The sequence below is a fragment of the Rhodococcoides kyotonense genome (assembly GCF_900188125.1).
GTDB classification, from domain to species: domain Bacteria; phylum Actinomycetota; class Actinomycetes; order Mycobacteriales; family Mycobacteriaceae; genus Rhodococcoides; species Rhodococcoides kyotonense.
This window is the reverse complement of the sequence record NZ_FZOW01000001.1, coordinates 188,196-200,311: the sequence shown is the minus strand read 5'-3', so window position 1 is coordinate 200,311 and position 12,116 is coordinate 188,196. Positions and strand designations below refer to the sequence as shown.

Below are 12,116 nucleotides of genomic sequence, written 5' to 3'. Positions count from 1 at the left end.
GCGCGAGACTGCACTACCCGCGCACTGTCCACCCACGATGAGACGGAGGAAACGTGGCGCTTCCCCAGTTGACCCCAGAGCAGCGCGCAGCAGCTCTGGAGAAGGCGGCTGCCGCCCGTAAAATCAGGGCCGAGCTCAAAGAGCGGCTCAAGCGAGGCGGTACCGATCTCAAGCAGGTACTGAAAGACGCGGAGACCGACGAGGTCCTCGGCAAGATGAAGGTGTCGGCGTTGCTCGAAGCCTTGCCGAAGGTGGGCAAGGTCAAGGCGCAGGAGTTGATGACCGAGTTGGAGATCGCGCCGACCCGTCGGCTGCGTGGCCTCGGCGACCGCCAGCGCAAGGCATTGTTGACCAAGTTCGATTTCGAAGCCTGAGTGCGAGAACAAGCGGAGGTAGCGCACGTGTCCGACAGTGACGCGTCACCCCATCGGAGGGGCCGGCTCATCGTTTTGGCCGGTCCCTCCGGTGTCGGTAAGTCCAGTGTCGTCCGGGTCGTCCGGCGCACACTGCCCGAATTGTGGTTCAGCGTGTCCGTCACCACGCGTGATCCGAGGCCGGGCGAGATCGACGGCGAGGACTATCACTTCGTCACCGCCGCCGAGTTCGATCGCATGATCGAAGCCGGTGAGCTGCTCGAGTGGGCGAGTGTGCACGGCGGTCTGCATCGGTCCGGCACACCCGCCGATCCCGTGGAGAAAGCGCTGGAGGAGGGTAAACCGGTTCTGCTGGAGCTCGACCTCGCCGGAGCACGGGCGGTTCGGGTGTCCAAGCCCGAGGCGCAACTGGTCTTCATGGCACCGCCGACCTGGGAAGATCTCGTCCACCGGCTCACCTCGCGTGCGACCGAGGAATCAGCGGCTACCGAGCGACGACTCGAGACCGCGAAGGTGGAATTGGCTGCGCAGGACGAGTTCGACACGGTGATAGTCAATACCGATGTCGACCATTCGTGCGAAGAGTTGGTATCCTTGTTGGTCGGTAGCTCGTCGGTCGGTCCTTCCTGAGGATTTCAGCCTCGAGACTGTCGTTTGTCCACGACTTTCATGCAGCACCAATCACCACGCTATTTCAGGGAGATCTCATAGTGAGCAGCACTTCAGTGGCCGGATCCGACTTCGACGCGCGTAGCGCACTCCCGGCTTACGACACGCCGCTCGGGATTACCAACCCTCCCATCGACGAGCTGCTTGCGCGCACGTCGTCGAAGTACGCGCTGGTCATCTACGCGGCCAAGCGTGCTCGTCAGATCAACGATTACTACAACCAGCTCGGTGACGGCATCCTCGAGTACGTCGGCCCGCTCGTCGAGCCCGGTCTGCAGGAGAAGCCCCTGTCGATCGCTCTTCGCGAGATCCATTCCGATCTCCTCGAGCACGCCGAAGGCGAATAACAACCGGTAAAGGACTCCAGCTGTTGCGCGTAGTCGTCGGTGTAGGCGGAGGTATCGCCGCCTACAAGAGTTGTTCCCTCATCCGCAGCTTCACCGAGAACGGTGACCACGTTCGAGTCATCCCGACCGAATCTGCGCTGGAGTTCGTCGGCCGTGCCACGTTCGAGGCATTGTCCGGCAATCCGGTACACACCGGCGTCTTCACCGACGTGCCGGAGGTGCCGCACGTTCGCCTCGGTCAGGAAGCCGAACTGGTCGTCGTAGCACCTGCGACCGCCGATCTGATCGCTCGGATAGCCGGAGGCCGAGCCGACGATCTGCTTACCGCGACGTTGTTGACCGCACGGTGTCCCGTCGTCGTCGCCCCCGCGATGCACACCGAGATGTGGGAGCACCCCGCCACCGTGGCCAACGTCGCGACGTTGCGCAGCCGTGGCGTCACGGTGATCGAGCCCGCGTCGGGTCGTCTGACCGGCCGCGACACCGGCGCAGGCAGGCTGCCCGAGCCAGGGGAGATCCACGCGCTGGCGATGCTGCTGTCCGAGCGTGCCGACGCGCTGCCGCAGGATCTGACAGGCAGATCGGTCGTGGTCACCGCCGGTGGCACCCGTGAGCCGTTGGATCCCGTCCGGTTCCTGGGTAATCGCAGTTCCGGAAAGCAGGGCTACGCACTCGCGCGAGTCGCGGCCCAGCGTGGTGCACGTGTGACGTTGATCGCAGGGTTCACTGCCGATCTGCCGGATCCCGCTGCTGTCGAGGTCGTGCGCGTCAGAACTGCCGCCGACATGCAGGAAGCGGTGCGTCGGCATGCCGTCGACGCCGATGCGGTCGTCATGGCCGCCGCGGTCGCCGACTTCCGTCCGTCCTCCGTCGCCACGAGCAAGATCAAGAAGGGCGCGAACGAGCCCGATTCGATCGCCCTGGTCCGCAACGACGACATCCTGGCCGGCCTCGTCGAGGCTCGTCGCGACGGCGAGATCGAAAAGTCCACTGTCATAGTGGGATTCGCGGCCGAGACCGGTGACGAGCACGGCGATGTGTTGACCTACGCGCGCGCGAAGCTGCACCGCAAGGGCTGCGATCTGCTGGTCGTGAACGCCGTCGGCGACGGCAAGGCGTTCGAAGTGGATCACAACGACGGATGGCTGCTCGGAGCCGACGGATCGGAAGCGGCCCTCGGGGCGGGTTCGAAAGCACTGCTGGCCAGTCGGGTCGTCGATGCAGTCACGTCCGTTCTCTCCGACGGTTCGCATTCGAATCTCGGGTGATTCGAAGGGTGCACAGGTTCCGTCCACGCGACTAGTCTCGTTGTGCGCCCAGAGTGTCCAAGTGTAATCACCAGGCTTGTCGCAGCAGTACCAGCGTGACCGTAGTGAATGTATGTGCCGGGAGGAGCAGGGCTCCGATCGGCAACGAAACACGTCGAGAGGAAATCCGTGAGCAAGTCCGGCAGTCGGCTCTTCACCAGTGAGTCCGTGACCGAGGGCCATCCAGACAAGATCTGTGACGCGATCAGCGATTCGATTCTCGACGCGCTGCTCACGGAGGACCCGCGTGCGCGTGTGGCAGTGGAGACGCTCGTCACCACCGGCCAGGTTCACGTCGCCGGTGAGGTCAACACCACCGCGTACGCCGACATCCCGAAGATCGTGCGGGACAAGGTGCTCGAGATCGGCTACGACTCGTCGGCCAAGGGCTTCGACGGCAACTCTTGTGGTGTCAACGTCGCGATCGGCGCGCAGTCGCCTGAAATCGCCCAGGGCGTCGACCACTCGCACGAAGCTCGCGTCGAGGGTCTGTCCGACGACGAGATCGATCGCCAGGGTGCAGGCGATCAAGGTCTGATGTTCGGCTACGCGAACACCGACACCCCCGAGCTCATGCCGTTGCCGATCGCGCTCGCGCACCGTCTGTCGCGTCGACTCACGGAGGTCCGCAAGTCCGGTGTTCTGCCGTACCTGCGCCCCGACGGCAAGACTCAGGTCACCATCGAATACGACGGTGACAACGCCGTTCGCCTCGACACCGTGGTCGTGTCCACGCAGCACGCTGCCGACATCGACCTCGACAACCTGTTGACGCCGGACATCCGCGAGAAGGTTCTCGGTTCGGTGCTGGCCGAGCTCGATGTTCCGACGCTCGACACGTCGGACGTCCGCCTGCTGGTCAATCCCACCGGCAAGTTCGTTCTGGGCGGACCGATGGGTGACGCCGGTCTGACCGGCCGCAAGATCATCGTCGACACGTACGGTGGCATGGCTCGCCACGGTGGCGGCGCGTTCTCCGGCAAGGATCCGTCGAAGGTCGACCGGAGTGCCGCCTACGCGATGCGCTGGGTCGCCAAGAACGCCGTCGCAGCCGGTTTGGCCGACCGCATCGAGGTGCAGGTCGCCTACGCCATCGGCAAGGCTGCTCCGGTCGGTCTGTTCGTCGAGACCTTCGGTACCGAGAAGACCGATCCGGCCAGGATCCAGTCGGCCATCTCCGAGGTGTTCGACCTGCGTCCGGGTGCGATCATCCGTGATCTGGATCTGCTGCGTCCGATCTACGCACCCACCGCTGCGTACGGACACTTCGGGCGCACCGACATCGCGCTTCCGTGGGAGTCGACGGACCGCGCAGACAAACTGCGCGCGGCCGCGGGTCTCTGAGCGGCACTGCCCGAGCGGCAGCACCCGAGCTACCAGTGGCTCGGGTGCTGCCGCTCTTGCCGTTGCCGCACCTGGATCGTGAGTTCGACTACCTCGTTCCGGCCGAGTTCGCCGAGACAGCGCTCGTCGGCGTTCGTGTTCGTATCCGTTTCGCTGGACGGCTCGTCGACGGTTTCGTCGTCGAGCGAACGGCGACGAGCGAACACACCGGCAAGCTGGGCTGGCTCGATCGCGTGGTGTCCGACGAGCAGGTTCTGACGCCGGAGGTCAGCGAGCTGGTGACGGCGGTGGCACACCGCTACGCCGGGACCAGAGCCGACGTTCTCCGGCTGGCCGTTCCGCCGCGGCACGCCAAGGTCGAGGCGGAACCCGGAACCGACAGCCCAGCGGTGCCGGATCCGGTCGTCGACGAGGCGGCCTGGGGCAACTACACCCACGGAACCGCATTTCTCGACGCGGTCCGCGCCGGACGCAACCCGCGAGCGGTCTGGCAGGCCCTGCCGGGGGAGGACTGGGCGCGTCGGATCGCCGAACTGGCTGGTGCCTGCGCCGCAACAGGTCGCAGTACGGTCGTTCTCGTCCCGGATCAGCGCGATCTGGACCGAGTCGCGGCTGCGTGCGAGGCGGTCGCCGGCCCCGACGTCGTCAGCGCATTGTCTGCCGGGCTCGGGCCCGCCAAGCGTTATCGTCGGTGGCTCGGTGTTCTGCGGCGCGACGTGTCGATCGTCGTCGGCACTCGAAGCGCGGTGTTCAGTCCTGCCGCGAATCTCGGTCTCGTCGTGCTGTGGGACGACGGCGACGACGGGTACGCCGAACCCCGGTCGCCGTATCCCCATGCGCGTGAGGTCGCGTTGCTGCGTGCGCACGGAACCGGGTGCGGCGTCGTGCTCGCCGGGCATGCGCGGACCGCCGAGGCGGAAGCGCTCGTGGATTCGGGGTGGGCACACGATCTCGTCGCTCCCCGCGATGTCGTTCGTGATCGACAGCCGCACATCGTCGCGCTGGCCGACAGCGACCACGCGCTCGCCCGTGATCCCGGCGCTCGTGCCGCGCGGTTACCGGCGATCGCGTTCGATGCCGCGCGCACGGCGTTGAAGAACGACATGCCGGTGCTGGTTCAGGTGCCACGCGGGGGGTACATCCCGTCGCTCGCGTGCGGCAAGTGTCGAAACCCGGCGCGATGTCGCAGGTGCAACGGGCCACTCGCGCTGCCGTCGGGGCCGGGGGCGGACGGCGCCGCCAGCCCGACGTGTTCGTGGTGCGGCATCCCCGACGCCAACCATCGCTGCAACGTGTGTGGGTCGCGTGCACTGCGCGCGGTCGTCATCGGCGCACATCGAACGGCCGAGGAGCTCGGTCGAGCCTTTCCTGGCGTGCCGGTCCGGACGTCGGGTGGATCCACGGTCCTCGACAGCGTCGAAGCCGGTGCTTCCCTTGTCATTTCGACGGTCGGCGCCGAGCCGTGGACCGAAGACGGCTACGGGGCCGCGCTTCTGCTCGACGGGTGGGCTCTGCTCGGCCGCGCCGATCTGCGTGCGGCCGAGGAGACCTTGCGGCGCTGGATGACGGCGGCTGCGCTCGTGCGACCCGGGACGTCGGGCGGTCGTGTCGTGGTCGTGGCCGAATCCGAGATCCCGACGGTGCAAGCCCTGGTGCGGTGGGACCCGGTCGGGCACGCCCGCAGCCAGCTCGACGAGCGCGTCGAGGTGCGGTTTCCGCCGGCCGTGCACGTCGCCGCGATCGACGGCACTACGGCGGCGATCATGGCGCTCGTCGAGGCTGCCGAACTTCCGGAGCCGACCGAGATTCTCGGTCCGGTGGAATTGCCCGAGGGACAACGACTGCCGGCCGGCGGCGGCGAGGACAGACTGCCCGGGGACGTTCAGAGACTTCTGCTGCGGGTTCCCCGCGCTGCCGGGGGAGCGCTGGCACGAGCACTCGCGGACGCACAGGCAGTACGCAGCGCCCGGAAGAACACCGAAGCCGTACGCGTGCAGATAGATCCGATCCGCATCGGTTGAGACACCATGCGGTTCGATCTGCGCATAGAGTCCTCGCCGGGAACGTCACACGATGGAGAGGGGTCGAGAATGCACCGGAGGCAGTTGATTCGGCGAGTGGCAACAGGTTTGGCCGTCGTCGCAGGGGCGCGATTGGCGGGGCCGAGTCTTGCGCACGCCGCGCCGGGTACGGGTTCGGCGGATCTGCCGACCCCGTCGATACCTTTGGACAGACTGCTCAGGATCGTGTCGCTGTCGCACGTCAACGATCCGGCGACGACGCCGATCTTCCCGGGTGACCCGGAGTTCGTGCTCGAGACCGCCGCGACGGTGGCCGAGGACGGGTACTACTTGCAGAACGTCGAGGAAGGCGAGCACACCGGCTCGCACTGGGGTGCACCCGCGCACTTCCAGGAAGGTGGGTTGACGGCCGATCAGCTCGTACCCGAGGATCTGTTCCTGCCCGCGGTGAAAATCGACATCCGCGAGAAGGCCGCGGCGGACGCCGATTACGCGGTGACCGTCGCCGATCTGCAGGGGTGGGAGAGCGCGCACGGATCCATTCCTCCCGGCGCCGCGGTGATTCTGTGGACCGGGTGGGAATCTCGGTGGGGTACCGACGCGTACGTCAACGCCGACGCCGACGGTGTGACGCATCAGCCCGGCTTCTCCGAGGCCGCCGCTCAGTGGTTGATCGACACCGGCAAGCTCGCCACACGGGGCGCGTTGGGCACCGACACGTTCGGGCCCGACCTGGGCAACGACGAGACGTACCCGGTGTCGGTCAAGCTGTACGACCAGCGCCGCATCAGCCTCGAGAACCTCACCAATCTGGAGGCCCTCCCGACCACGGGCGCCTACATTCTCGTCGGCGGACCGATCAATCGTGCTGGATCAGGTTCTCCTGCAACGATATTCGGGTTGATTCCGCGACTGCCCTGACCTGGCTGCCCGGTGCGCCTCGTGCCCCACCAGTCGAAGGGCGCACCGGTGTTGGACAGGTTGTAGACCATGCGGAGTGTGCCGTCCGAGTCGTAGGCGAACACGCCTGCCTTCCCGTTCTTCTTTGCCTCGTACATCGCCCGATCCGCGCTGCGCAGCAAGGTGTCCGCGGTGACGTCGTGCTCGAACACATCGAGTTCGACGACCCCGACACTGGCCCCGATCGATACCGATCGACCTTCGATCGCCTGGGGCGCACGAATGGCGTCGACGATGGCCTTGGCTACCGCACACCCGTCGTCGATCCCGGCCGGGATGAGGACGGTGAATTCGTCGCCACCGAAACGCGCGACGATGCCGCGCTCGTGTGAGACCTCGACGGTGTCGACCAGACGCCGGGACAGTGTCTGCAGACTCCGGTCGCCCGCGGCGTGCCCGAGCCGGTCGTTGATGCCCTTGAAGTCGTCGAGGTCGACGAGCAGCAGAACGCCGACCTGCCCGTGGGTGGTTCTGCGTTCCAGAGCGCGCGCCAGATGGTCGTCGAATGCCGAACGGTTGAGCAGCCCGGTCAACCCGTCGTGATGGGCGCGGTGCAGCAACTCGGTCTGCGCGTCGGACAGCTTTCGCAGCAGTGTGTCGTTCTGCAGCAGCGTCACGACCTGACGAACGATGGCCAGTACGACGACGACGAAGAACAGGGCGAGAACAACGGGATCGACCCCGCCGCCCGCGATCCACTGCACCGCGACGACGACGCCGATGGTCGCGAGCAGTGCGTACGGCACCAGCAACTGGGTCCGGTCGCTTGCCAGTCGGTCCGGCCAGCTGTGACTCCCGACCACAGTGCCCTGATCGACGAACGACGCGCCGACGGCGGGCGTCGTCGCGGCGAGAGCGATCAGCACCGGCCCCGCGATGAAACCGGCGTCGGCGAGCAGCGGCATGCTGTCGGCGCCGACAGCGACGAGGTACGCGTAGACACTGTCGGACACCGCCAACGAGACCAACCCGCACCCGAGCAGCGCCAGCTGTGACCGGTATCGACGCAGAATGCGTGGAACGACGGCGAGCAGCGCCACCAGGACGACCAGAACGAGGTCGGTGACGGGGTACATCAACGCGACGAGGAACTGCAGCGAATCCGACTCGTCCTGACGTGCAACCTGGCCGAGGACCGTGGACCAGGACAGTACGAACAGCGAGCCCACGATGACCGTGCCGTCGAGGAGCGACGTGGCCCACGCGTGGTTGGAGTCGATCGCGGTGCGCCTCGGCGTCCGCCCGAGGACGGCAAGCAGTGCCGGTACAGCGAAGACGGGGAAGAGGAAGAACCCGAAGTCCGCGAACGACGGTGACGGGAGCGGAGTGTCGAGTATCGAACGATAGGTGGCCCAGACGACCATCCCTGCGGTCCAGCACGCCATTCCCGCTGCCATGAGAAGCCGCCATCGACGCTGCGATCCGCGACGTCGTCGACCGGTGTACGTGCAGGTCACGGTCGCGGCGAGGCCGGCGACGAGCTGGGCGGCGTCGTCCAGTGCGACGGACGCCGGGTAGGACAGCAGTCCGGAGGTCACCACCACGACCACGAGAACCACCGCGCTCAGGGAGGCGACGATGCGCCTCCCCAGCGGTGCGAACATGCGGTCCCCCTTGTCGCGCTCGATCGTGACCGGTGCGAACAGGCTAACGCCTTGCGCCGACGTTCACCGGTGTCGAGGAGATCGGAACGATTCTCACTCTTGCCAAAGATGCATTGTCGATATATCGTCAATATGTCCAATCGATACAGAAGGAGCAAGGACATGGAAAACATTTTCGACAAGCAGCGCAGGCCCTGGATGGGCATGGCAGAACGGGCGCAACAGCGTCAGCCGTTCACGATGTGGGTGCCGCAGGATGCGCCCGGTCCCGACGACGCTCAGCCGAATCCTCGGCGACGCGGCCACGGTCGTGACGAGCGGGGTCACGGCCCGGGTGGACGCGAAGACCATCGCGGACGCGGTGGACGTGGATGGGGTCGCGGTTTCGGTCCGGGTGGTTTCGGTCCTGGCGGTCCCGGAGGGTTCGGTCCGGGCGGTGACCTGGGCCGGGGGCGTGGTCGGGGCGGACGCGGCCGACGGGGAGATGTTCGATCGGCAGTTCTGCTGCTGCTCGCAGAATCCCCGATGCACGGGTACGAGCTGATCCAGCAGATCGCCGCGAAGAGCGACGGTGCCTGGAAGCCGAGCCCCGGGTCGATCTATCCGGCGTTGTCCCAGCTCGAAGACGAGGGGCTCGTCCTCATCGAGAAGGTCGACGGCCGTAAGACGGCTCGACTGACCGAACAGGGTGTCGCATTCGTCGAGGAACATCGAACCGAACTGGGCGCCCCATGGGACGACGTGCGGAGCAGTGTCGGCGGCGACGCCATCGATCTGCGCGGACTCATCGGCCAGTTGATGGGCGCGGCCGGACAGGTTGCGGCCGTGGGTACTCCGGACCAGGTGAAGGCAGCCAGCGACGTGCTCGCCGATGCCCGACGCCGTCTCTACCGGATCCTCGCCGAGGACGAGGCCGTCGGTGACGACACCCCGGCCGACGACGCATGAGCAGTGCGCTCGGCTCGCTCGTGAGCCGGTCCCTAGGATAGGTAGTTCGGTGCAGGAAATCGGACTACCTATTCTTCGGGAGCTCACTGGTGCGTGTTGTGTTTGCAGGGACACCCGATGCGGCGGTTCCGTCGCTGGAACGGCTGATCGCGTCGACGAAACACGACGTGGTTGCCGTCGTCACTCGTCCCGACGCAGCCGCCGGGCGGGGCCGAAAGGTGAACCGCTCGCCCGTGGGGCTACTCGCCGACGCGCACGAGATTCCCGTGTTGACACCGCGTCGTCCGTCGGAACCCGAGTTCGTCGCCGCGTTGACCGACCTCGCGCCCGATGTGTGCCCGGTCGTCGCCTACGGAGCGTTGCTGCCGCGGCCGGTCCTCGACATTCCACGCTACGGCTGGATCAATCTGCACTTCTCGCTGCTGCCCGCGTGGCGCGGCGCCGCGCCCGTTCAGGCATCCATCGCCGCGGGCGACGACATCACCGGGGCGTCGACCTTCCTGCTCGACGAGGGCATGGACACCGGTCCCGTGCTGGGCGTCGTCACGGAGACCATTCGCCCGACGGACACCTCGGGTGATCTGCTAGGCAGGCTTGCCGTCAGCGGCGCAGCACTGCTCGAAGCGACTCTCGACGCCATCGAGGCGGGCGAGGCATCGGCCATCGCCCAATCCACCGATGGCGTCTCTCATGCTGCCAAGGTCACGGTCGATGCGGCCCGAATCGACTGGTCTGCGTCGTCGGCGACGATCGATCGACATATCCGTTCCGTCACTCCCGCGCCGGGTGCGTGGACGACGTTAGGTGACCTCCGAGTGAAGATCGGCCCCGTCGGTCGCTCCGAGGACACTCTCGACCCGGGCGCTGTCGTTGTCAGAAAGAACGGCGTTCACATCGGAACAGCGGATTCGGCGGTCGTTCTCGGCGACGTCCAACCCCAGGGCAAGAAACTCATGAAGGCATCGGACTGGGCGCGCGGCGCTCGGTCGATCGACGGGACGGTAGCGGAATGAACGACCGGAACAACAATTCCGAGAAGGGCAATTCCGGACGACGTCGCGCCGACGGCGAAGCCGGACGACGCGGACGCGCGCAACGCAGCCCCGGAACACGCAGCGGGGGCGGACAACGTCCCCAGCGCGGACGTGGACCGTCGTCGACGCCTCCGATCGACCCGGCCCGGCTGGCGGCACGCGACGTACTCGCCGCCGTCCGAGAACGTGATGCGTACGCGAATCTCGTTCTGCCGGGGCTTCTTCGAGATCGCAAGCTGAACACGCGCGACGCGGCACTGGCAACCGAACTCGCCTACGGTGCGAGCCGAGCGCGAGGGCTTCTCGACGCGGTCATCGAGTCCGGTGCGGGCAGACCGGTATCCGAGATCGACGGCAGTGTGCTCGACATTCTCCGGCTGGGCGCCTATCAATTGCTGCGGACACGCGTCGCGCCGCATGCTGCGGTCGCGACGTCCGTCGACCTCACTCGATCCGAATTGGGCAGTGGCAAAGCAGGATTCGTCAATGCTGTCCTTCGTCGTGTGTCGGAGAAGTCCGCAGACGAGTGGGTCGCCCTGCTCGCGCCGGATGCAGCGAAGGACCCCGTCGGGCATCTTGCGTTCGAACACGCCCATCCGAAGTGGATCGCGCAGTCGTTCGCCGATGCGCTCGGAGCCGACGCCGGTGAACTCGCGGCCGTGCTCGAAGCCGACGACGCGCGTCCCGCAGTGCATCTCGTTGCTCGTCCCGGTGAGATCTCGGCCGAGGAACTGGCGTTGATCACCGGGGGAGAAGAAGGTGCGTACTCGCCGTACGCCGTCTACCTCGACGGCGGTGACCCGGGGAAGCTCGACGCCGTGCGCGACGGTCTCGCCGGAGTACAGGACGAGGGGAGTCAGCTCGTCGCGCGTGCCCTGACGCTCGCGCCGCTCGGCGGCGCCGACGGAGGGCGCTGGCTCGATCTGTGTGCCGGACCTGGCGGTAAGGCAGCGTTGCTCGGTGCGCTCGCCGAGATCGACGGCGCACACGTCGACGCCGTCGAACCGGCAGCTCACCGCGCCGAACTGGTACGCAAGACCACCAAGTCGCTCCCGGTCACCGTGCACGCCGTCGACGGTCGTGACACGGGCCTGGACGCGGGGTACGACCGAATCCTCGTCGACGCCCCCTGCACCGGACTCGGTGCACTGAGGCGCCGTCCCGAGGCTCGGTGGCGACGCTCACCGAAGGATGTCGCCGAGCTGGTTGCCTTGCAGAAGCAGCTGCTCGCGTCGGCGATCGAACTGGTGCGTCCGGGCGGAGTCGTCGTCTACTCGACGTGCTCGCCGCATCTGTCGGAAACGTCCGCTGTCGTCGCCGACGCGGTGCGGCGTCACGGTGTCGAGGAACTCGACACGCGCGCCCTGGTGCCGGGTGTCCCCGGGCTCGGCGACGGAACATCGGTGCAGCTCTGGCCACACCGGCACGGAACCGATGCGATGTTCCTCGCTGCCCTCCGCAAGCCCTCGTGAGCGAAAATGTATAGAGGGCTATGCATTTTCGCTCAC

Annotated in this window: 11 protein-coding genes; 10 read left to right on the top strand and 1 reads right to left on the bottom strand. The window is 66.7% G+C overall.

What is annotated here, in order from left to right; all coding sequences use genetic code 11:
- Nucleotides 1–53 precede the first annotated feature (53 nt).
- The 7 genes from mihF to CHB96_RS00820 all read left to right on the top strand — a co-directional run bounded on the left by mihF (nucleotide 54) and on the right by CHB96_RS00820 (nucleotide 6,983).
- Complete coding sequence (mihF, locus tag CHB96_RS00850) at nucleotides 54–374, top strand: integration host factor, actinobacterial type (RefSeq protein ID WP_089242686.1); 321 nt, start codon at nucleotides 54–56, stop codon at nucleotides 372–374.
- Between the two features lie 27 nt (nucleotides 375–401).
- Nucleotides 402–1,004 carry a guanylate kinase gene (gene gmk, locus CHB96_RS00845; protein ID WP_089243024.1) on the top strand — a complete coding sequence of 201 codons (603 nt, stop codon included), beginning with the start codon at nucleotides 402–404 and terminating at the stop codon, nucleotides 1,002–1,004.
- Between the two features lie 80 nt (nucleotides 1,005–1,084).
- Nucleotides 1,085–1,390: a DNA-directed RNA polymerase subunit omega gene (gene rpoZ, locus CHB96_RS00840; protein WP_089242685.1), complete on the top strand. Its 306-nt coding sequence runs from the start codon at nucleotides 1,085–1,087 to the stop codon at nucleotides 1,388–1,390.
- Nucleotides 1,391–1,413: 23 nt separating this feature from the next.
- Nucleotides 1,414–2,658: a bifunctional phosphopantothenoylcysteine decarboxylase/phosphopantothenate--cysteine ligase CoaBC gene (coaBC, locus tag CHB96_RS00835; RefSeq protein WP_089242684.1), complete on the top strand. Its 1,245-nt coding sequence runs from the start codon at nucleotides 1,414–1,416 to the stop codon at nucleotides 2,656–2,658.
- A gap of 168 nt (nucleotides 2,659–2,826) precedes the next feature.
- Nucleotides 2,827–4,041 carry a methionine adenosyltransferase gene (metK, locus tag CHB96_RS00830; RefSeq protein WP_089242683.1) on the top strand — a complete coding sequence of 405 codons (1,215 nt, stop codon included), beginning with the start codon at nucleotides 2,827–2,829 and terminating at the stop codon, nucleotides 4,039–4,041.
- Entirely contained in the window at nucleotides 4,038–6,062 is a 2,025-nt protein-coding gene (locus CHB96_RS00825) for a primosomal protein N' (protein WP_176444098.1), read from the top strand. The genes metK and CHB96_RS00825 overlap by 4 nt, the downstream gene beginning before the upstream one ends.
- Nucleotides 6,063–6,131: 69 nt before the next feature.
- Nucleotides 6,132–6,983, top strand: a complete 852-nt coding sequence (locus CHB96_RS00820; protein ID WP_089242681.1) for a cyclase family protein — start codon at nucleotides 6,132–6,134, stop codon at nucleotides 6,981–6,983.
- Here the strand turns inward: CHB96_RS00820 and CHB96_RS00815 are convergent.
- Nucleotides 6,899–8,626, bottom strand: coding sequence for a GGDEF domain-containing protein (locus CHB96_RS00815; RefSeq protein WP_089242680.1), 1,728 nt, complete (start codon nucleotides 8,624–8,626; stop codon nucleotides 6,899–6,901). The genes CHB96_RS00820 and CHB96_RS00815 overlap by 85 nt on opposite strands.
- Before the next feature lie 240 nt (nucleotides 8,627–8,866).
- Between CHB96_RS00815 and CHB96_RS00810 the strand changes: the two genes are divergently transcribed.
- The 3 genes from CHB96_RS00810 (at nucleotide 8,867) to CHB96_RS00800 (ending at nucleotide 12,080) form a co-directional block, all read left to right on the top strand.
- A complete protein-coding gene (locus CHB96_RS00810; protein ID WP_371828973.1) occupies nucleotides 8,867–9,574 on the top strand; it encodes a PadR family transcriptional regulator in 708 nt (235 codons plus the stop codon).
- Nucleotides 9,575–9,663: 89 nt separating this feature from the next.
- Nucleotides 9,664–10,587, top strand: a complete 924-nt coding sequence (gene fmt / locus CHB96_RS00805; RefSeq protein ID WP_176444055.1) for a methionyl-tRNA formyltransferase — start codon at nucleotides 9,664–9,666, stop codon at nucleotides 10,585–10,587.
- The gene (locus CHB96_RS00800; protein WP_089242678.1) at nucleotides 10,584–12,080 is read left to right on the top strand and encodes an RsmB/NOP family class I SAM-dependent RNA methyltransferase; all 1,497 of its coding nucleotides are present in this window, start codon (nucleotides 10,584–10,586) and stop codon (nucleotides 12,078–12,080) included. The genes fmt and CHB96_RS00800 overlap by 4 nt, the downstream gene beginning before the upstream one ends.
- Nucleotides 12,081–12,116 lie beyond the last annotated feature (36 nt).

Coding starts and splice junctions, on each gene's coding strand:
- CHB96_RS00820 (WP_089242681.1), top strand. CDS start 6,132: ATGCACCGGAGGCAGTTGATTCGGCGAGTGGCAACAGGTTTGGCCGTC.
- CHB96_RS00810 (WP_371828973.1), top strand. CDS start 8,867: ATGTGGGTGCCGCAGGATGCGCCCGGTCCCGACGACGCTCAGCCGAAT.
- CHB96_RS00815 (WP_089242680.1), bottom strand. CDS start 8,626: ATGTTCGCACCGCTGGGGAGGCGCATCGTCGCCTCCCTGAGCGCGGTG.
- CHB96_RS00800 (WP_089242678.1), top strand. CDS start 10,584: ATGAACGACCGGAACAACAATTCCGAGAAGGGCAATTCCGGACGACGT.